This is a genomic window from Nisaea sp. (genome assembly GCF_017640745.1).
GTDB lineage: Bacteria > Pseudomonadota > Alphaproteobacteria > Thalassobaculales > Thalassobaculaceae > Nisaea.
The window spans coordinates 14,988-33,709 of the sequence record NZ_JAEPQA010000020.1 but is presented as its reverse complement, the minus strand read 5'-3'; the positions used below and the strand labels follow the sequence as shown (position 1 = coordinate 33,709).

19 protein-coding genes and 2 riboswitches are annotated in these 18,722 nt (G+C 65.6%); of the genes, 10 read left to right on the top strand and 9 right to left on the bottom strand.

The features are described from left to right. Nucleotides 1–3: 3 nt before the first annotated feature. Entirely contained in the window at nt 4–948 is a 945-nt protein-coding gene (gene ispH, locus JJ959_RS14615; RefSeq protein WP_292884885.1) for a 4-hydroxy-3-methylbut-2-enyl diphosphate reductase, read from the bottom strand. Between the two features lie 136 nt (nt 949–1,084). Between ispH and JJ959_RS14610 the strand changes: the two genes are divergently transcribed. From JJ959_RS14610 to JJ959_RS14590, 5 genes are all read left to right on the top strand, one after another. Further along, nucleotides 1,085–1,627, top strand: coding sequence for a hypothetical protein (locus JJ959_RS14610; RefSeq protein WP_292884882.1), 543 nt, complete (start codon nt 1,085–1,087; stop codon nt 1,625–1,627). Nucleotides 1,628–1,676: 49 nt separating this feature from the next. Next, nucleotides 1,677–1,778: riboswitch (glycine riboswitch) on the top strand. A 4-nt stretch (nt 1,779–1,782) separates the two neighbouring features. Beyond that, nucleotides 1,783–1,868, top strand: a riboswitch (glycine riboswitch). A gap of 53 nt (nt 1,869–1,921) precedes the next feature. Then, nucleotides 1,922–3,019: a glycine cleavage system aminomethyltransferase GcvT gene (gcvT, locus tag JJ959_RS14605; RefSeq protein WP_292884879.1), complete on the top strand. Its 1,098-nt coding sequence runs from the start codon at nt 1,922–1,924 to the stop codon at nt 3,017–3,019. A gap of 28 nt (nt 3,020–3,047) precedes the next feature. Next, nucleotides 3,048–3,419, top strand: coding sequence for a glycine cleavage system protein GcvH (gcvH, locus tag JJ959_RS14600; RefSeq protein WP_292884876.1), 372 nt, complete (start codon nt 3,048–3,050; stop codon nt 3,417–3,419). A gap of 100 nt (nt 3,420–3,519) precedes the next feature. Beyond that, nucleotides 3,520–6,408 (top strand): aminomethyl-transferring glycine dehydrogenase, encoded by a 2,889-nt coding sequence (gene gcvP / locus JJ959_RS14595; RefSeq protein WP_292885021.1) that lies wholly within the window; start codon nt 3,520–3,522, stop codon nt 6,406–6,408. Between the two features lie 4 nt (nt 6,409–6,412). Next, entirely contained in the window at nt 6,413–6,880 is a 468-nt protein-coding gene (locus JJ959_RS14590; RefSeq protein ID WP_292884873.1) for a YbaK/EbsC family protein, read from the top strand. On the opposite strand, the gene JJ959_RS14585 is transcribed toward JJ959_RS14590, so the two are convergent. The 6 genes from JJ959_RS14585 to JJ959_RS14560 form a co-directional block, all read right to left on the bottom strand. Beyond that, nucleotides 6,873–7,421: a LuxR C-terminal-related transcriptional regulator gene (locus JJ959_RS14585; protein WP_292884870.1), complete on the bottom strand. Its 549-nt coding sequence runs from the start codon at nt 7,419–7,421 to the stop codon at nt 6,873–6,875. The two genes, JJ959_RS14590 and JJ959_RS14585, sit on opposite strands and share 8 nt — an antisense overlap. A 10-nt stretch (nt 7,422–7,431) precedes the next feature. Continuing rightward, the gene (locus tag JJ959_RS14580) at nt 7,432–7,980 is read right to left on the bottom strand and encodes a cytochrome b/b6 domain-containing protein (RefSeq protein ID WP_292884867.1); all 549 of its coding nucleotides are present in this window, start codon (nt 7,978–7,980) and stop codon (nt 7,432–7,434) included. Then, the gene (locus JJ959_RS14575) at nt 7,980–8,255 is read right to left on the bottom strand and encodes a PepSY domain-containing protein (RefSeq protein ID WP_292884865.1); all 276 of its coding nucleotides are present in this window, start codon (nt 8,253–8,255) and stop codon (nt 7,980–7,982) included. Before JJ959_RS14575 ends, JJ959_RS14580 begins: the two co-directional genes overlap by 1 nt. Before the next feature lie 161 nt (nt 8,256–8,416). After that, the gene (locus JJ959_RS14570; protein ID WP_292884862.1) at nt 8,417–8,698 is read right to left on the bottom strand and encodes a hypothetical protein; all 282 of its coding nucleotides are present in this window, start codon (nt 8,696–8,698) and stop codon (nt 8,417–8,419) included. Nucleotides 8,699–8,759: 61 nt separating this feature from the next. After that, the gene (locus JJ959_RS14565; protein ID WP_292884859.1) at nt 8,760–11,285 is read right to left on the bottom strand and encodes an FtsX-like permease family protein; all 2,526 of its coding nucleotides are present in this window, start codon (nt 11,283–11,285) and stop codon (nt 8,760–8,762) included. Next, entirely contained in the window at nt 11,285–12,019 is a 735-nt protein-coding gene (locus tag JJ959_RS14560) for an ABC transporter ATP-binding protein (protein WP_292884855.1), read from the bottom strand. Before JJ959_RS14560 ends, JJ959_RS14565 begins: the two co-directional genes overlap by 1 nt. A gap of 172 nt (nt 12,020–12,191) precedes the next feature. Between JJ959_RS14560 and JJ959_RS14555 the strand changes: the two genes are divergently transcribed. The 5 genes from JJ959_RS14555 to JJ959_RS14535 all read left to right on the top strand — a co-directional run bounded on the left by JJ959_RS14555 (nt 12,192) and on the right by JJ959_RS14535 (nt 16,088). Next, complete coding sequence (locus JJ959_RS14555; RefSeq protein ID WP_292884852.1) at nt 12,192–12,776, top strand: arylesterase; 585 nt, start codon at nt 12,192–12,194, stop codon at nt 12,774–12,776. 80 nt (nt 12,777–12,856) lie between these two features. Next, the gene (locus JJ959_RS14550; protein ID WP_292884849.1) at nt 12,857–13,900 is read left to right on the top strand and encodes an NADP(H)-dependent aldo-keto reductase; all 1,044 of its coding nucleotides are present in this window, start codon (nt 12,857–12,859) and stop codon (nt 13,898–13,900) included. A 30-nt stretch (nt 13,901–13,930) separates the two neighbouring features. Then, complete coding sequence (gene thpR, locus JJ959_RS14545; protein WP_292884847.1) at nt 13,931–14,554, top strand: RNA 2',3'-cyclic phosphodiesterase; 624 nt, start codon at nt 13,931–13,933, stop codon at nt 14,552–14,554. 71 nt (nt 14,555–14,625) lie between these two features. Next, complete coding sequence (locus JJ959_RS14540) at nt 14,626–15,363, top strand: DUF1194 domain-containing protein (RefSeq protein ID WP_292884844.1); 738 nt, start codon at nt 14,626–14,628, stop codon at nt 15,361–15,363. Between the two features lie 35 nt (nt 15,364–15,398). Further along, nucleotides 15,399–16,088, top strand: coding sequence for a DUF1194 domain-containing protein (locus JJ959_RS14535; RefSeq protein ID WP_292884841.1), 690 nt, complete (start codon nt 15,399–15,401; stop codon nt 16,086–16,088). On the opposite strand, the gene JJ959_RS14530 is transcribed toward JJ959_RS14535, so the two are convergent. Both JJ959_RS14530 and JJ959_RS14525 read right to left on the bottom strand, forming a co-directional pair. Continuing rightward, entirely contained in the window at nt 16,085–17,134 is a 1,050-nt protein-coding gene (locus JJ959_RS14530) for a histone deacetylase family protein (RefSeq protein ID WP_292884837.1), read from the bottom strand. The two genes, JJ959_RS14535 and JJ959_RS14530, sit on opposite strands and share 4 nt — an antisense overlap. Nucleotides 17,135–17,148: 14 nt before the next feature. Next, nucleotides 17,149–18,681, bottom strand: a complete 1,533-nt coding sequence (locus JJ959_RS14525) for an acyl-CoA carboxylase subunit beta (RefSeq protein ID WP_292884834.1) — start codon at nt 18,679–18,681, stop codon at nt 17,149–17,151. Between the last annotated feature and the right edge of the window lie 41 nt (nt 18,682–18,722).

The following is an 18,722-nucleotide window of genomic DNA, read 5'->3' as shown; positions in this document are numbered from 1 at the left end:
GGGTCAACTCGCCAGTTCGCGGGGCAGCTTGAAACGGACGTCCTCGCGGGCGACGGTGACTTCCTCGATGGTGACGTTCCGCTGCGCCCGGCAGGCCTCGATCACCTCGTCGACCAGAACTTCGGGCGCCGAGGCGCCCGCGGTGATGCCGAGCACGGAGACGTCCGACATCCAGTCCCAGTCGATGTCGGTGGCGCGCTGGATCAGCAGCGCCTTCTCGCAACCTCGGGTTCTGGCGACCTCGACCAGTCTCTTGGAGTTGGAGGAGTTCGGCGCGCCGATCACGACCATCCCGTCGCAGCGCTCGGCAATCGCCTTCACCGCTTCCTGGCGGTTGGTGGTGGCGTAGCAGATATCTTCCTTGGCCGGCGCGACCATCTTCGGAAAGCGGCTCTGCAGCACCGAGACGATCTCCGCCGTGTCGTCCACCGAGAGCGTCGTCTGGGTGATGAAGGCGAGATCCGGATCGCCCTCGAATGTGACCGTCTCGGCGTCCGCGCGGGTCTCGACCAGCGTGATCGTGCCCTCGGGCACCTGGCCCATGGTGCCGATCACTTCGGGGTGCCCCGCATGGCCGATCAGCACGATATGGCGGCCCTGCTTCAGATGCCGCTCGGCCTCGAGATGCACCTTGCTGACCAGCGGGCAGGTGGCGTCGAGATAGACCATCTTGCGCCGCTCCGCCTCGGCCGGGACAGATTTCGGCACGCCGTGGGCGCTGAACACCACCGGCGCATCGACCGGAACCTGGTCCAGTTCCTCGACGAAGATCGCGCCTTTCTTTTCCAGGCCCTCGACCACGTAGCGGTTATGCACGATCTCGTGCCGCACATAGACCGGCGCCCCGTATTTCTCGAGGCTGCGCTCGACAATCTGGATGGCGCGGTCCACACCGGCACAGAATCCGCGCGGCGTAGCCAGCAAGATGGTGAGATCGGCTCGGGTCATGCCTCGCGATGTAGTCCCTCTTCCGGAACTTGTCCATAGAAGACAGGCCATGCCGCCGAGGAGGCTCCAGGCCATTTGCGAGCATGGAGTGAAACGGTTAGTGTGGCCGCGTTTCAACCCTGACAGAGCTGGCTCCATGTTTTCTCGTCCGCGTCTCCGCTTCGTGACCCGCATCGCGCTCCCGGTGGCGCTGCTGGCCCTTGTTGCGGCCTGCTCCTCGGACAAGGGCCCGCCGCCGGGGTGCCCGAAGACCGATTTCGTCAGCGATCTCGATCATATGACGGCCTTCGCCGACGGCGCGGTCGGCGACCTGACAGACGTCCGCTTCGATGCCCGCCTTGGCGGCCTCACCGCTATCTGCAATTTCGAGAAGAACGAGCTGGTGATGGACGTCGCCTTCCAGGTCGTCGCCACGCGCGGGCCTGCGAACCGGAACAACCAGGCGGAAGTCACCTATTTCCTCGCCATCGCCGACGAGACCGGCGCGGTCATCGCCAAGGAAACCTTCAGCAACACCCTGCCCTTCAAGGGCAACCTGCGCCGCGTCGCCATCACCGACGAGTTCGCGCCGCGGATCCCCTACACGGCGGACAAGCTGACCCTGAACCGCTACCGTGTCCTGATCGGCTTCCAGCTGACGCCGGAGCAGCTCGCCTACAATCGGCGGCAGCGGCGCTAGAGCCCCCTTTTCTTTTCTCCGTCGCGAGCATATGGTTTCGCGACTACCGACGACCCTCGAGGGAGAGACCGGCCCGCTTCTAGCGTTTGGGCCGGCGCCGAAGGAGCAACCGCCCCCGGAAACTCTCAGGCAAAAGGACTTCGAGGCGAGGAAAATCTGGAAAGTAGGCGGGAAACCGCCTCACCCACGGTGAAAGCCCGGCACAGAGTTCGCCGGGTGAATCTCTCAGGTTAGCGACAGAGGGGGCTGGTTCCGGCATTTCGCCGGGATGCCTTACGCTGACCGGAGAGATTTATGGCCGATACCGACCTCTTGAAGACTCCCCTTTACGACCTGCATGTCGAGCTCGGCGCCAAGATGGTGCCTTTCGCCGGCTACGACATGCCGGTGCAGTACCCGATGGGCGTCAAGGCGGAGCATCTGCACACCCGTACCAAGGCCGGCCTCTTCGACGTTTCCCATATGGGCCAGGTGAAGCTGACCGGCCCCGACGCGGCGCGCGATCTCGAACGGCTGGTGCCGGGCGATCTCGACGGGCTCGGCCACGGGCAGATGCGCTACAGCATGTTCACCAACGAGGCGGGCGGCATTCTCGACGACCTGATGGTCTGCCGGATCGAGAACGGTCTGATGGTCGTCGTCAACGCGGCCTGCAAGGCAGCCGACATCCGCCACATGCGCGCGCACCTTTCCTCCGACATCGAGGTGCTGGAGGACCGCGCCCTGATCGCCCTGCAGGGCCCCGGCGCCGAGATGGCGCTCTCCGCCCTCGCGCCCGCGGCGGCCGCCCTCACCTTCATGACCGGCATGGAGATGGATATCGACGGCGCTGCCTGCTTCGTCACCCGCTCCGGCTATACCGGCGAGGACGGCTACGAGATCTCGGTTCCGACGGATCAGGCCGAGGCGCTCGCCCGCAAGCTGCTGGCGCAGAACGACGTCGAGGCGATCGGCCTCGGCGCGCGCGATTCGCTGCGCCTCGAAGCCGGGCTCTGCCTCTACGGCCACGATATCGACGAGACCACGACCCCGGTCGAGGCCGCGCTGACCTGGTCGATCGGCAAGCGCCGGCGCGCCGAAGGCGGCTTCCCGGGCGCCGATATCATCCTGAAACAGATCGCCGAGGGCACGGCCCGCAAGCGCGTCGGCATCCTGCCCGAAGGCCGCGCCCCGGCCCGCGAGGGCACAGAAATCCAGGCGCCGGACGGCACGACCATCGGCTCCATCACCAGCGGCGGCTTCGGGCCGAGCCTCGAGGCGCCGGTCGCGATGGGCTACGTGACGTCGGAGCATGCCGCCGCCGGAAGCGCCGTAAATGTGGTCGTTCGGGGCAAAGCCCTGCCGGCCAGGACTGCCAAGATGCCGTTCGTCCCGAACGGCTACAAACGTTGAAAACAAAGCACCCGAGGGGAACAGAGAGATGAGCGAGCGTCGCTATACCGAAGACCATGAATGGATCGATCTCGACGGCGAGATCGGCACCGTCGGGATCACCGACTTCGCCCAGGAACAACTCGGCGAGGTGGTCTTCGTCGAGGTTCCGGACGTCGGCAAGACCGTGTCCAAGGGCGACGAGACCGCCGTGGTCGAATCCGTGAAGGCCGCGAGCGAGCTCTATGCCCCCTGCGCCGGCGAGGTCGTCGAGGCGAACGACGCGCTCGCCGACACGCCGGATCTGGTGAACAGCGATCCCGAGGGCGCGGCCTGGTTCTACAAGATCAAGATCTCCGACAAGGCCGAGTTCGACGCCCTTATGGATGCGGACGCCTACAAGGCCCACACCGAGGCCTGATCCACGGGCGCGGTCTTCCGGAGAGGAACTGGCCGCGCCCCAACAAAGCAAAGAACGACGCACGGCCCCGGGGCCGGAAGGAGCAGACGCGATGAGCGCGATGACGGACAACAGACTGGCCTTTGCCGAGCAGGAAGAAAGCGACGAGTTCATCCGCCGCCATATCGGTCCGAGCACCGAAGAACAGTCGGTCATGCTGAAGGCCCTCGGCTACGAGAGCCTCGACGCCCTGATCGACGATGCCGTTCCGCCGAAGATCCGCTCCAAGGATCCGCTCGCACTGCCGCCGGCCCAGACAGAGAGCGCCGTGCTGCAGAAGCTCAGGCAATATGCCAACAACAACGTCCTGAACCGGTCGCTGATCGGCATGGGATATTACGGCACCCGGGTCCCGGCGGTGATCCAGCGCAACATCCTGGAGAACCCGGCCTGGTACACGGCCTATACACCCTACCAGCCGGAAATCAGCCAGGGCCGGCTGGAAATGCTGCTGAACTTCCAGACCATGATCGCCGACCTGACCGGGCTCGAGATCGCCAACGCTTCCCTGCTCGACGAGGGCACTGCCGCGGCGGAAGCGATGGCCTTCTGCCAGAAGGCCTCGAAGAACAAGGGCATGGTCTTCTTTGCCTCCGAAAACTGTCACCCGCAGACCATCGACGTGCTGAAGACCCGCGCCGAGCCGATCGGCGTTTCCGTTGTCGTCGGCAACGAGAACGACGGCTTGCCGGAAGACGCCTTCGCCGTGCTGCTGCAGTATCCGGACACCAACGGCGCGGTCGCGGACTATACCGCCATCGTCGAGAAGGCGCATGCCCAGGGCGCGCTCGCCGTGGTCGCGGCGGACCTGCTCGCCCTGACCCAGCTCACCCCGCCGGGCGAATTCGGCGCCGACGTCGCCATCGGCACCAGCCAGCGCTTCGGCGTGCCGCTCGGCTTCGGCGGCCCGCACGCCGCCTATTTCGCGACCAAGGACGAGTACAAGCGCTCGATCCCGGGCCGCATCGTCGGCGTCTCGGTCGACCGCAACGGCGACAAGGCCTACCGCCTCGCGCTGCAGACCCGCGAGCAGCATATCCGGCGCGAGAAGGCGACCAGCAACATCTGCACGGCCCAGGTCCTGCTCGCCGTCATGGCCGCCGCCTATGCCTGCTATCACGGGCCGGACGGGCTGCGGAAAATCGGGCGGCGGGTGCATCGCCGCACAGCGATCCTCGCCCAGGGTCTGCGCGATCTCGGCTACAAGATCGCCCATGACAGCTTCTTCGACACCATCACCGTCGAGACCGGCGACTGGACCGGCTCCGTCATCGAGGCGGCCCGGATCGAGGGCGTGAACCTGCGGATCTTCGAGGACAACAAGGTCGGGATCTCGCTTGACGAGACCTGCACGAAGGAACTGGTCGAGCGGCTCTGGGCCATGATGGCCTTCGATTCGATGAAGGAACTGACCTACGAGGAAGTCTCCGGCCGCACGCCGGACGCGCTGCCGGAGAAACTGCTGCGCAAGAGCGATTTCCTCACCCACCCGGCCTTCAACACCTACCATTCCGAGACCGAGATGCTGCGCTATCTGCGCCGCCTCGCGGACAAGGACGTCGCGCTCGACCGCTCGATGATCCCGCTCGGCTCCTGCACCATGAAGCTGAACGCGACCACCGAGATGATCCCGGTCACCTGGGCCGCCTTCTCCGACATCCATCCTTTCGCCCCGCGCGACCAGGTCGAGGGCTATCACCAGATGATCTCGGAGCTGGAACGGATGCTGGCGGAGATTACCGGCTATGCCGCCGTCTCTCTGCAGCCGAATGCCGGCTCGCAGGGCGAGTATGCCGGCCTGCTGGCGATCCGCGCCTATCACGAGAGCCGCGGCGATAGCGGACGGAACATCTGCCTGATCCCGAGCTCGGCCCACGGCACCAACCCGGCCTCCGCGGCGATGGCGGGCATGAAGGTCGTGGTCGTCAAATGCGACGAGAACGGCAACGTGGACATGGAAGACCTGAAGGCGAAGGCGGAGCAGCACAGCGCCAGCCTCGCCGCGCTGATGGTGACCTATCCCTCGACCCACGGCGTCTTCGAGGAGACCATCACCGAGATCTGCGACCTGATCCACGAACATGGCGGGCAGGTCTATATGGACGGCGCCAACCTCAACGCCATGGTTGGCGTCTGCAAGCCGGGCAAGTTCGGCTCCGACGTCAGCCACCTGAACCTGCACAAGACCTTCTGCATCCCGCATGGCGGCGGCGGCCCCGGTGTCGGCCCGATCGGCGTCGGCGCCCATCTCGCCCCGTTCCTGCCCGGCCACCGCACGCTCGGCGCGCCGGAAAGCGCGATCGGTCCGGTCAGCGCGGCGCCCTATGGCAGCGCCGGCATCCTGCCGATCTCCTGGTCCTATATCGAACTGATGGGGGCCAACGGCCTCCGCAGCGCGACCGAGGTGGCGATCCTTTCGGCGAACTACGTCGCCCGCCGGCTCGAGGAGCATTATCCGGTGCTCTACAAGGGCAAGAAGGGCCTCGTCGCGCATGAATGCATCATCGATCTGCGCCCGCTGAAGGACTCGACCGGCGTGACCGTCGAGGATGTCGCCAAGCGGCTGATGGATTACGGTTTCCATGCCCCGACCATGTCTTTCCCGGTCGCCGGCACGCTGATGATCGAGCCGACCGAGAGCGAGCCGCTCTCCGAGCTGGAACGGTTCTGCGAGGCGATGATCGCGATCCGCGGCGAGATCCGCGAGATCGAGGAGGGCAAGCTGACCCACGAGGAAAGCCCCCTCGCCTTCGCACCGCACACCGCGTCCGACCTTCTGGCGGACCAGTGGGACCGGAAGTATTCCCGCGAACGCGGCGCCTTCCCGGTCAAGTCCCTGCGCGAGGCGAAATACTGGCCGCCGGTGGCCCGGATCGACCAGGCCTACGGGGACAAGAACCTGATCTGCTCCTGCCCGCCGCTCGAGGCCTATCAGGACGCGGCAGAGTAAGAAGATGAGCAAGAGCGTCAATCGCGTGAAAGCGGCAGCGGAAGCTGCCGGTCTCGCCACCGAAATCCTGCGCATGCCGGAATCGACCCGGACCGCCGAGGAGGCCGCAGCGGCCTGCGGCTGCGAGGTCGGACAGATCGTGAAGTCGCTGATCTTCAAGGGGGCGGAGAGCGGCGAGCTGAAACTGCTGCTGGTCTCCGGCTGCAACCAGGTCGACCTAGCGAAAGCCGCCGCGGCGGCGGGAGAGCCTCTGGAGCGGGCCGACCCGAAGGAGGTGCGCGAGATCACCGGGTTCGCCATCGGCGGCGTCGCCCCAATCGGACACCTTGTCCCGGTCGCGACCTGGATGGACGAAGACCTGCTCGGCTATGGGAAGGTCTGGGCGGCAGCCGGCGCGCCGAACGCGGTGTTCGAGACCGGCCCGGCTGCCTTGAGGGACGCCGCCGGCGCGACCGTCGCAAGACTCAGCTAGCGGCGGCGGGCGGCGTTTCGCTCTCCGCCCCCTTCATTCCGGCCAGCGCGCCGCCGAGCAGGTCGTCGATGAAGAGACTGACGAGATGCGAGCGGCCCGCTACGCCTGCCTTGGCATAAACCCGGGTCAGCTGGGCCCGTACCGTGCTCGCGGCCGTGTTCCGGAATGCCGCTATCTCTCCGATCTCGAAACCCTTGATCGCGAGCAGGGCGACGTCTCGTTCCGCTTCGGTGAGATCCCACTTCCGGAAATGCTCCTCGATCACCGAACCGAGCGCGCCAGAGGCAACCGTCACAGCGGTTTCCGCACGTCCCGCCCGGTCGAGCACGCGGCGCATCTCACGCGCGCCGAACACGACGCCGATGATCAGGACGAGCCCGACCACCGCTTCGAAGGCATTGTGCAGGTTGAGCTCGTCGACCCGGAGGTCCTCGATGGAATCGGCGATGAAGAAAACGGCGCAAAGCGCCTGCAGGACAAGCACGGCGGCCAGTCCGTAGGTCCGTCCGCGAGACTGGCCGCTTGTCGTCTGTCCGTTCACGCCGGTTCCTCTAAACGTCTTTCGAGCTCCGGCCGGAAAGCCAGGTCATCTGCCTGACGAGATTGGTCCTGGTCAGGCGGGATTCGAGCAGAACGCCACTCACATGGATCGCGGCCATCACGATCAGCATCGTTGCCGCCACTTCGTGTGTCTCCTCGGCGGCCTCACCGAGCATCCCGTGTTCGCCCACGATATCGAGCACCATACCGGTGGCACCGACGAGGAACAACATGGCCCAGATCCCGTAAACCATGAGCGCACCGAGCGGATTGTGCGATGCGTGAGCCTGCCGTGACCCGGAAAACACCGACGCGAGATGGGCGAGCGCCGCACCCGGGCTCGGCGGGAAGGAAGTGAATCTTGCGCGTTCGGTCCCGACAATGCCCCAGATCATTCTGAGGCCGAGCATGGCAAGCGCGACATAGCCGATCCAGACGTGAAGCACCGACTCCTCGTCGACGATCGCGTAATTCAGGAGCACCGCGAGGGCGATGGTCCAGTGGGTGATCCGGACGAGCGGGTCCCAGGCCCGCTCCTCCGTCTGAAGCTGACCGGACATCAGTCCTCGCGCTCCTTTTTCAGGATCTTGCCCGTCGCGGGGTCGAGGTTGAGTTCCCACAGTTCCGATCCCTGGGTCGCCTTGACCTCGATCTTGCCGTGTTCCTCCCGCTCGACACGGATCACCTTGTAGCCTTCCTTCGCGAGCATCTCGGTGATCTGCGCTTCGCTCAGCTTCGAGGCATCCGTGGTGGAATAGGAACTGGCAAGGGTCTGCCCGGCGAGCGGGACCAGAATGATTGCTGCGGCCGTCAGACCGAGTAGCGTCTTTTTCATCGGAGGCTCCATCCTCTGTGATCGCCCGGCTGCCGATCGGTGCCGGTGATCCAAAGATGGAGAAGCATGCCCCTCCGCGGAATGCGCCTTCCGCTTATGAAGAGGGCCATAAGCAAAAGCTTACGGCCCGGAATACGCGGTTTTCGAAGATTTTCTGCAGGTCAGAGCTTCAGGCCCTTGTTGCCGTCGTCCCCGTCCTTTTTCTCGTCCTGCTTCGGTGCATCCGGCTTCACCCGGCGGATAATGATGTCTCCGTTGGGCAGAACCTCCGGCGGCTCGTATTGCGGGATCGAGGCGAAGAATGCCCGGAGGCCGTCGATCACCAGCTGCGCGCCACGCTCGATGGTATCCGCCGGCGCCTCGTCCGATGCGGCACGTGCGACGGAGACCGGGCCGGCGAGCGCCGTCGCAAGGACAAGAACGGTCAAGTATCTGGACTTCATGAATGCCTCCATTGCCGGTCTTTCCAGCATAACCGAAAATCAGGCGAAGTTATGGCCGGACCTATTCGTTCCGCAGCAGCGGCGCCGCCTTCTGGGACAGCGCGCTCCAGGTGCCGACGAGGCCGAGCCCGATCGTCAGCAACGTGGAGAGAGCTGCGGTCGCCGTCACCGAGACCGCATCGAAGGCGAAATCCGCGCGCATCAGGAGCGCGATCACGAGATAGCCGATCACGGTTCCGATCAGGGCCGAGACCAATGAGGTCGCGAGGCCCAGCAGACCGTACTCCATGACATAGGCCGTCAGCACCTTGCGCCGCGTGGCGCCGAGCACCTTCAGCACCACCGCGTCGTAGATCCGCCGCTGATGGCCTGAGATCACTGCGCCGGCAAGCACAAGCACGCCGGCCAGCAGCGTCACAGAGGCGGTAATCCGGATCGCGATGCCGACCGCGTCCATGATCCGCCCCGCATTCTCAAGCGCGTCCTTCACCCGGATCGCGGACACGTTCGGGAAGCGGTCGGTCACGGCGCGCTGCACCGCCTCCTCCGCTTCCGGCGTCTCGGCATAGACCGTCGAGATGATGCTGTGCGGCGCGGCTTCGAGCGTGCCGGGCGCAAAGACGAAGACGAAATTCATGCCGAGCGACTGCCACTCGATGTTGCGCAAATTCTTCACCGTCGCGGTGATCTCGCGGCCGAGCACGTTCAGCTTGATCGTGTCGCCGATGCCGATGCCGTAACCGCGTGCGATCTCCGCGTCGAAGGAGAGCAGCGGCGGACCCTTGTAGTCGGCGGGCCACCATTCGCCCTCGACCAGATCGGTGCCCGGCGGCGGGGTGGCGGCGTAGGTCAGGCCGCGGTCGCCGTTGATGGTCCATTGCACGTCCGGATCGACCTTGCGCTCTCCCGCGGGCACGCCTGCGATCTCGACGATCCGGCCGCGCACCATCGGCGTGCGCTCCATCTTGGTGATGCCAGGGACGCTCTCCACGGTCTGGGTGAAGTCCTCGACCTGATGCGGCTGGATATCGATGAAGAAATAGGACGGGGCCTTCTCCGGAATCTGCTCCTTGAGCTGACGGGAAAGATTCGCTTCGATCAGCGCGATCGCGACCAGCACCGTCAGGCCGAGACCGAGCGAGAGGATGACGCTCGCGGTCGGCGCCCCCGGGCGGTGCAGGTTGGCGACGGCGAGGCGGAGATCGGGCCGTTTCGGCGCCGGAACCGCGCGGGCCGCCTTCACGATCAGCAGCGCCCCGCCGCCGAACAGCAACAAGACGCCGACGGCGCCGGCGATGAAGGATCCGGCAAGTTTCGGATCGCCGGTCGTGACCAGTACCAGAACGGCGAGCACGGCAGCGCTGATCGCACTCCAGAGGATGTAGCGCCCCGGCGGGCGTCCGCCGGGCGGCACTATCAGGGCGCGGAAAAGCTGCGCCGCGCGCACCGACCCCGCGCGTCCGAGCGGCCAGAGCGAGAAGGCGATGGTGGTGAGATAGCCGAACGCACCGGCGGTCAGCAACGGACCCCAATAGATCCCGCCCGGAACCTCGAACGGCAGCATGCCGGAGACCAGCTTGCCGGCGATCAGCGGGGCCACGGCGCCGAACACCAGCCCCAGGCCGATGCCGACGGAGGCGACGACCATGATCTGGATGAAGTAGGCGGTGAACACCGTGGAGGTCGAGGCACCGAGGCATTTCAGCGTCGCGATCGTCGCCATCCGGCGGTCGAGGAAGCTGCGCACGGCATTGGCGATGCCGACTCCGCCGACGAGCAGCGCCGTCAGCCCGACGAGGGTCAGGAACTGGGTCACGCGGGAGATGAACCGGTCGAAACCCGGCGCCGCGCGGTCGAGCCCGCGGATCCGCCAGCCGGCGTCGGGGAACTTCGCATTGGTCTGCTCGATCCATGCCGCGCCGTCGGTGCCGGGAGCGAGCGCGATGCGGTAATGGAAGCGGATCAGGCTGCCGCGCTGCACTAGCCCGGTCTCCGGCAGCGCTGCATTGGAAAGCATCACCCGCGGCCCGAAGGAGGCGAAACTGACGGCACGGTCCGGTTCCTTGACGATGATGTCCCGGACCTCGATCTCGGCCTCGCCGATCCTGAGACGGCTCCCCGGCTCAAGCCCCAGCCGCGCGGCGAGCGAACTGTCGATCACCGCGCCATGGACGCCGTTGCGCGCCGCCAGAACCTCCTGAATCGAGCCTCCGTTCTCAAGCTCCATCGCGCCGAACAGCGGGTAGCTGCCGCTGACGCCCTTTAGTTCCACCAGCGTCCGGCGGTCGCCGTCCGACTTGCGGGCCATGGCGCGCATCTCCACCGTCTCAGCGACGCGGCCGGACTGGCGGAACCATTCCTGCTGCTCTTCCGTCGCCTCGCGGTGGCTGAAGCGGATGTCGATATCGCCGCCAAGGATCTCCCGCGCGTCGCGTTCGACCCCGGCCATCATCGCGGAGGAAACGGACCCGACGCCGGCCATCGCGGCGACACCGAGCGCGAGGCAGGCGAGGAACACCCGGAAGGAGGACGCGCTGCCGCGCAGCTCGCGGCGGGCGATCTTGAGAGCGACGGAGAGGTTTTTCATCAGGCGCTCTGCCGTTCGTCCGCGATTTCGCCCGCATCCGAGACCTTGGGCGCCGGGCGATGACGGGTATCCTCGACGATCTTGCCGTCGGCCATGGAGATCACCCGCGCGCAATGCTCGGCAAGCGCCGTGTCATGCGTGATCAGCACCAGGGTAGTGCCGTGGCGCTCACTCAACTCGAAAAGCAGTTCCATGATCCGGTCGCCGGTCGCGCCGTCGAGATTGCCGGTCGGCTCGTCCGCCAGCAGCAGTTTCGGGCGGGTGACGAAGGCGCGGGCGATGGCGACGCGCTGCTGCTCGCCACCGGAGAGTTGGTCCGGGTAGTGCGTCACCCGGTGCCCGAGGCCGACCCGTTCGAGGCTCTCGGCGGCCAGCGCGAACGCGTCGGTACGACCGGCGAGCTCCAGCGGTATGGCCACGTTCTCCAGCGCCGTCATCGTAGGCACCAGGCGGAAAGCCTGGAAGACGATCCCCACCGTATCGCGGCGGAACTCGGCGAGCGCATCCTCATTCATCCTCGAAAGGTCGTGGCCGGCGACCGAGACCGTACCGGAACTCGCCTGCTCCAATCCGCCCATCACCATCATCAGGGTCGACTTTCCGGCGCCGGACGGACCGACGATGCTGACGGTCTCGCCCTCGCTGACATCGAGATCGATTCCGCGCAGGATATTGACCTCGCCCGCCCCGCTTCTCAGGTTAAGGTGCAGGTCGGACAGCCGGATCAGTGACATGAGTTCCTCTTCGATAATCCGTCGGCAGGACGGGCCGGATTCCCCGGACATGCCGGGAAAAAGCGCGTCATCGGGATATGGGGCGGGCGCTTCATATTGCAACGCCGCATGGCGCACGCTCCGCGCCGCTTTCCTCGGGTTTCTAGCGTTTCTCGCAGTTTCTTACGCGGGAATGGCGCCGGCGGATGCCGAAACGCGGATTCTCGGGCTTGGCGACAGTCTTATGGCCGGGTACGGGCTGCCGCCGGGCGAGAGTTTCCCGGACCAGCTCCAGCGAGCCCTGGCGGCGCAAGGGCTGGCGGTCGAAGTGACGAATGCCGGCGTCTCCGGAGACACCAGCGCCGGAGGCCGGGCGCGGCTCGACTGGGCGCTCGCCTCCGACCCGCATGCGGTGATCCTCGAACTCGGCGCCAACGACGGGTTGCGCGGGCTCGATCCCGAGGAGACGCGGCGCAATCTCGACGCGATCCTGACGGCGCTGGGCGAACGGGGCCTTCCGGTCCTGCTGGCGGGGATGCTGGCACCGCCCAATCTCGGCCAGGAATACGGCACCGAATTCGAGGCCGTGTTCCGCGAGCTGGCGGAGAAGCACGGCGCGCTCTTCTATCCGTTCTTCCTCGATGGCGTCGCCGGCGATCCGTCGCTCAATCTGGCGGACGGGATACATCCGACGGCGGACGGCGTCGCAGTGATCGTCGAGCGCATCATGCCGCTCGTGAAAGAGTTGATTGCGCGGAGCGAAACAGCCGCCCGTTGATCCCCGGCAAAGACAGCGACTAAACTCCGCCCCTTCCGGGCCCGTTCCGCCCGCCTGAAATCAACGGAAGAGACATATCGATGGAATACCGCCCGCTCGGACGAACGGACCTGCGCGTCAGCGTGATCTGCCTCGGCACCATGACCTACGGCGAGCAGAACACGGAGGCCGAGGGCCATCAGCAGATGGACTACGCGCTGGAGCGCGGCGTGAACTTCTTCGACACGGCGGAGATGTATTCCGTGCCGCCGCGCGCCGAGACCTACGGCCGCACCGAAGAGGTGATCGGCACCTGGTTCAAGGCCAGCGGCAAGCGCGACAAGGTGATCCTGGCGACCAAGGTGGTCGGCCCGGGCGAGCGCTTCGCCCATGTCCGCGACGGCAAACCCAAGTTCGACCGGAAGCATATCACCCAGGCGGTCGAGGACAGCCTGAGGCGGCTGCAGACCGACTATATCGATCTCTACCAGCTGCACTGGCCGGAGCGCAGCGTGAATACCTTCGGCAAGCTCGGTTATACCCATGTCGAGGACGAGGTCTGGACGCCGCTAGAGGAGAGCCTCGGCGTGCTCGCCGACCTGGTGAAGGAAGGCAAGATCCGCCATATCGGTCTCTCCAACGAAACGCCCTGGGGCGCGATGAAATGCATCGCCCTCGCGGAGACGATGGGCCTGCCCCGCGTGGCCTCGATCCAGAACCCGTACAATCTGCTGAACCGCAGCTTCGAGGTCGGTCTGGCCGAAGTGGCAATCCGGGAAAACTGCGGGTTGCTCGCCTATTCGCCGATCGCGGGCGGCGTGCTCAGCGGCAAGTATCTCGACGGCGCGCAGCCGAAGGGCGCCCGGATGACCATGTTCCCGGGCAATTTCTCCCGCTATTCGACGCCGAATGCCGAGCCCGCCACCATCGCCTATGTCGAGCTCGCGAAAGAGTTCGGATTCGCGCCCGCGGACCTCGCCAACGCCTTCGTCAACACCCGCCAGTTCACCACTTCGAACATCATCGGGGCGACGACGATGGAACAGCTAAAAAGCAATATCGATACGTGGGATATGGCCCTTCCGGACGACGTCCTGGAGGAGATCGAGCGCATCCATCATCTCTACTGCATGCCCTGTCCTTGACAGGAAACGCGGGCGTGATACGCAGCTTGTATGAACAGGCTGTTCGTCGCGCTCGCGCTGCCCGAGCATGTCAGGTCCGCCCTGACAGGTCTGCGGCGCGGTTTTCCCGGGGCCCGCTGGGTCGCCGAGGAGAACTTTCACCTCACGCTCCGCTTCATCGGTGAGGTCGACAATCGGGCGATGGACGATATCGCGGACCGGCTGGACCGGATCCGCGAGCCCGGTTTCGACCTCGAGATCGACGGTTTTGGCTGTTTCGAGACCAAGGGCAAGGTTCGGGCGCTCTGGGCCCGGACGGTCGGCAGCGACGAGCTCTTTCACCTGCAGCGCAAGATCGACACCGCGCTCGACTCCGTCGGCGTGCCGCGGGAGACCCGCAAGTTCAAGCCGCACATCACCCTGGCCCGCTTCAAGGACGCGCCGCTCGACCAGGTGAACCGCCTGATCTGCGAGGCGAGCCCGTTCCGCGTCGCACCATTCCCAATCGGGTCCTTCACGCTCTACCGGAGCTTCCTGAACCGGGACGGGCCGATCTACCGCCCGGAAGTGGTCTATCCGCTCGACGGCGACGATTTCTCGGACCCCTATTTCGACGAGTTCCGGGACGACGAGGAAACCGACTGGGAGGAAAGCGAAGCGGCACCGTCACATTAGCCGCCAACCGACACGGATTCTTCACATTGTCCTGCAAGGATGGGAGCAGACCAGAACAGCCACGGTGAGCCATGCTGCGCCTTGTCCTAACTGCTCTCTGCCTCCTGACCTTCGCTCCGGGCCTGGCCCGGGCCGAAATTCCGGTCGATATCGAACTCTTGCTGGCGATCGACTGCTCTTCGAGCGTCGATGACGAGGAATTCGTCCTCCAGGTCCAGGGCATGGCAAATGCGTTTCGGGATCCGATGATCCAGGAAGCGATCCAGGGAGGCCCCGAAGGCGTAGTCGGGATCTCGGTGATCCAGTGGTCGAGCGACCGGTTCCAGAACGTCGCGATCCCCTGGCGGCTGCTCGCCGGCCCGGCGGATGCCGACAAGCTGGCGGACGAAATCGCGTCCATGCCGCGCACCATCGGGACCGGCGCCACCTCGATCGCCAACGCCCTGCTGTTCGCCGCCGAAACCTTCAACGGCAACGGCATGGAAGGCTACCGCCGGGTGATCGACATGTCGGCCGACGGCGAGAACAATCAGGGCCTCGACCTTCACATCGCAAGGACCCAGGTGCTGGCCCGCGGCATCACCATCAATGGGCTCGCGATCCGCAACGAGTTCCCCAATCTCGACATCTATTTCCAGGACCGGGTGATCGGCGGCGACCGGGCGTTCGCCGAGGTCGCGAAGGACTATGTCGACTACCGGAACGCGATCTTCCGCAAACTCTTCCGTGAACTGCGCGATGTGCCGGTTGCGGTCGGGCCGGAGCTTGACCCATCATGGAAGGAAGCGTCGCTTCTGCCCCATCCCTGAGGCGGAAGCCGAAGAGCAACCATGAAGGTGACAGTTTGCGGATACTGAAAGCGGTTCTGGGCCTTTGCCTCCTGCTGCTCGCCCCGTCCTCCGTTGCGCAGTCCGAATATCCCGTCGACGTGGAACTCGTCCTCGCTCTCGATTCCTCCGCCAGCGTGGACCGGTTCGAGTTCGACCTGCAGCTCCGCGGCCTCGCGCTTGCCTTCAGCGATCCCGAGGTTCAGGAAGCGATCAAGGGCGGTCCCTTCCAGGCCATCGCGGTCACCATGCTGGAATGGTCCAGCGCCGACCGGCAGGCGGTCAGCATTCCCTGGCGGCTGATCGACAGCGCCGAGAGCGCGAATGCGCTGGCGGCCGAAATCGCCGACTCCCCCCGGAGTGTCGAGACCGGCGCGACCTCGATCTCGGCGGCGATCTTCTACGCCGTACCGCTGTTCGCCGCGAACAACTATGCAGGGCAGCGCCAGGTGATCGACATCTCCGGCGACGGCTTCAACAATTCCGGCCGCACAATGCGAGACGGGCGGGAACTCGCGAGAGGGGCCGGCGTGATCGTCAACGGGCTGGCGATCCAGAACCAGGTGCTCGATCTCGGCGGCTATTTCGAGGAATACGTCATCACCGGCCCCGGCAGCTTCGTGATCACCGCGGAGGACTACCAGGACTATGTGAAAGCTATCCGGCGGAAGCTGCTGCGCGAGATCCGCGCGGGACCGATTTCCTAGCCGCGGGCCTGCTCGAAACCGCTGAGAAACGCCGCGAGATTGGCGCCGAGCTGGTCCGAGATATAGCCGCCCTCCTGCACCAGCAGGCTCGGGTAACCGGCTTCCGAGATCGCCCGCCCCATGCGCCGGAAGCCCTCCGTCGTGATCTTGCAATAGGCGAGCGGGTCAGCCTCCGACGCATCGAGGCCGAGGGCGACGACCAGCGCGTCCGGCTTGAAGGCCGAGACGCTCTCGAGCGCATCCGCGAGAAATTCCAGATAGGCGCCGTCCCCGGTGCCGCGGGGGAGCGGGTAATTGACGTTCGCGCCAGCGCCTTCGCCTTCCCCGGTCTCGTGCGCGAAGCCGGTGAAGAACGGGTAATAGTCCGCCGGATCGCCATGCAGGGAGACCGTCAGCACGTCGCCGCGGGTGTAGAAGATGCCCTGGGTGCCGTTGCCGTGATGCACGTCCACATCGAGGATCGCGACCTTCGCCGCCCCCCGGTCGCGCAGGCGCTGGGCGGCGATGGCGGAATTGTTCAGAAAGCAGAAGCCCCCCGCCTGATCGGCATAGGCATGGTGCCCCGGCGGGCGGCAGAGCGCGTAGAGGTAGGCGCCGCGCTTCCCCGCATCGAGATCGTCGGCGAGTAGATCGGCCGCCGTCACCGCCACGTCCGAGGAGGCGAGCGCCCCCCCCCAGGTGCCGGGACCGATCGGGCAGGCCGTGTCCGCCTGGTAATGCCCCGCCTGGGCCACGATATGCTGCGGCGGCTCTGACATGTTGCGGCCGGAATGCACGTTCGGGACGATCTCGTCCGCGCTGTCCGGCAGGGCGGACCAGCGCGCAAAGCCGTTCTCCAGGAAATCGAGATAGCCCGCATCGTGGATCCGGGCCGCCGGCCCGGCACCATGCGCTTTCGCTCGCACCATCTCGTGCCCGGCCTCACTCGCCGCCCTGAACAGGATCTCAGCCCGCTCCGGCTTCTCCGGGCTCTGCCCGATCGCGCCGCGCATGATGAAGCGCTTCGGGGCGTGCGCCGCATGCCCCTCCGTATAGACCACTCGCATGTCCGGTACTCTCTCTAGAGCGGGATGTTGTCGTGCTTCTTCCAGGGATTCTCGAGCTGCTTGTTCTTCAGCATCGAGAGACCGCGGCAGATCCGCCGGCGGGTATTGTGCGGCATGATGACGTCGTCGATATAACCGCGCGCACCCGCGACGAAGGGATTGGCGAACTTGTGGCGGTATTCCTCGGTCCGCTCGGCGATCTTCGCCTCGTCGCCGAGATCGCCCCGGAAGATGATCTCCACCGCGCCTTTCGGCCCCATCACCGCGATCTCCGCCGTCGGCCAGGCGAAGTTGAGGTCGCCGCGCAGATGCTTCGAGCTCATGACGTCATAGGCGCCGCCATAGGCCTTGCGGGTGATGACCGTGATCTTCGGCACCGTGGCCTCGGCATAGGCGTAGAGCAGCTTGGCGCCGTGCTTGATGATGCCGTTGAATTCCTGCGAGGTGCCCGGCAGGAAGCCCGGCACGTCGACGAAGGTCACGATCGGGATGTTGAAGCAGTCGCAGAAGCGGACGAAACGCGCCGCCTTCTTGGAGCTCTCGATGTCGAGGCAGCCGGCCAGCACCATCGGCTGGTTGGCGACGATGCCCACTGTCGAGCCCATCATGCGGGCGAAGCCGACGAGGATGTTGCCGGCGAAGTTCGGCTGGATCTCGAAGAAGTCGCCCTCGTCGACGACCTTCTCGATCAGCTCCTTCATGTCGTAGGGCTTGTTCGGATTGCTCGGCACCAGCGTGTCGAGCGAGAGCTCCGGGCGGTCCATCACATCCGAGGTCGGGCGTACCGGCGGTTTCTCGCGGTTGTTCGCCGGCAGGAAATCGATGAAGCGGCGGAGCTGCAGCAGCGCTTCCACGTCGTTCTCGAAGGCGAGATCGGCGACGCCGGACTTGCTGGTGTGCGTGATCGCGCCGCCCAGTTCCTCCTGGGTGACGGTCTCGTGGGTCACCGTCTTCACCACGTCGGGGCCGGTGACGAACATGTAGGAACTGTCCTTCACCATGAAGATGAAGTCGGTCATGGCGGGAGAATAGACCGCGCCGCCTGCGCAGGGGCCCATGATCATGGAGATCTGCGGCACCACGCCCGAGGCCAGCACGTTGCGCTGGAACACCTCGGCATAGCCGCCAAGGGAGGCGACGCCTTCCTGAATCCGCGCACCGCCGCTGTCGTTGAGGCCGATGACCGGAGCGCCGACCTTCATCGCCTGGTCCATCAGCTTGCAGATCTTCTCGGCATGGGCTTCCGAGAGGGAGCCGCCGAAGACCGTGAAATCCTGGCTGAAGACAAAAATCATGCGGCCGTTCACGGTGCCGTAGCCGGTGACCACGCCGTCGCCCGGCACCTTGTTCTCGGCCATGCCGAAATCGGTACAGCGGTGCTCGACGAACATGTCCCATTCCTCGAACGAGCCTTCGTCGAGCAGGACCTCGATCCGTTCCCGCGCCGTCAGCTTGCCCTTGGCGTGCTGCGCCTGAACGCGCTTCTCGCCACCGCCGGCCCGCGCGCCCGCGCGCATTTCCTCAAGCCGCTGAATGATGTCCTGCATGTGCGTCTTCTCCCCTTAACGCGCAACGATAGGCCCAGCTT

What these genes read in the sequence shown, in the direction of transcription:
- ispH (WP_292884885.1), bottom strand. Translation starts at nt 948, where the DNA reads ATGACCCGAGCCGATCTCACCATCTTGCTGGCTACGCCGCGCGGATTC.
- JJ959_RS14610 (WP_292884882.1), top strand. Translation starts at nt 1,085, where the DNA reads ATGTTTTCTCGTCCGCGTCTCCGCTTCGTGACCCGCATCGCGCTCCCG.
- gcvT (WP_292884879.1), top strand. Translation starts at nt 1,922, where the DNA reads ATGGCCGATACCGACCTCTTGAAGACTCCCCTTTACGACCTGCATGTC.
- gcvH (WP_292884876.1), top strand. Translation starts at nt 3,048, where the DNA reads ATGAGCGAGCGTCGCTATACCGAAGACCATGAATGGATCGATCTCGAC.
- gcvP (WP_292885021.1), top strand. Translation starts at nt 3,520, where the DNA reads ATGACGGACAACAGACTGGCCTTTGCCGAGCAGGAAGAAAGCGACGAG.
- JJ959_RS14590 (WP_292884873.1), top strand. Translation starts at nt 6,413, where the DNA reads ATGAGCAAGAGCGTCAATCGCGTGAAAGCGGCAGCGGAAGCTGCCGGT.
- JJ959_RS14580 (WP_292884867.1), bottom strand. Translation starts at nt 7,980, where the DNA reads ATGTCCGGTCAGCTTCAGACGGAGGAGCGGGCCTGGGACCCGCTCGTC.
- JJ959_RS14575 (WP_292884865.1), bottom strand. Translation starts at nt 8,255, where the DNA reads ATGAAAAAGACGCTACTCGGTCTGACGGCCGCAGCAATCATTCTGGTC.
- JJ959_RS14570 (WP_292884862.1), bottom strand. Translation starts at nt 8,698, where the DNA reads ATGAAGTCCAGATACTTGACCGTTCTTGTCCTTGCGACGGCGCTCGCC.
- JJ959_RS14565 (WP_292884859.1), bottom strand. Translation starts at nt 11,285, where the DNA reads ATGAAAAACCTCTCCGTCGCTCTCAAGATCGCCCGCCGCGAGCTGCGC.
- JJ959_RS14560 (WP_292884855.1), bottom strand. Translation starts at nt 12,019, where the DNA reads ATGTCACTGATCCGGCTGTCCGACCTGCACCTTAACCTGAGAAGCGGG.
- JJ959_RS14555 (WP_292884852.1), top strand. Translation starts at nt 12,192, where the DNA reads ATGGCGCCGGCGGATGCCGAAACGCGGATTCTCGGGCTTGGCGACAGT.
- JJ959_RS14550 (WP_292884849.1), top strand. Translation starts at nt 12,857, where the DNA reads ATGGAATACCGCCCGCTCGGACGAACGGACCTGCGCGTCAGCGTGATC.
- thpR (WP_292884847.1), top strand. Translation starts at nt 13,931, where the DNA reads ATGAACAGGCTGTTCGTCGCGCTCGCGCTGCCCGAGCATGTCAGGTCC.
- JJ959_RS14540 (WP_292884844.1), top strand. Translation starts at nt 14,626, where the DNA reads ATGCTGCGCCTTGTCCTAACTGCTCTCTGCCTCCTGACCTTCGCTCCG.
- JJ959_RS14530 (WP_292884837.1), bottom strand. Translation starts at nt 17,134, where the DNA reads ATGCGAGTGGTCTATACGGAGGGGCATGCGGCGCACGCCCCGAAGCGC.
- JJ959_RS14525 (WP_292884834.1), bottom strand. Translation starts at nt 18,681, where the DNA reads ATGCAGGACATCATTCAGCGGCTTGAGGAAATGCGCGCGGGCGCGCGG.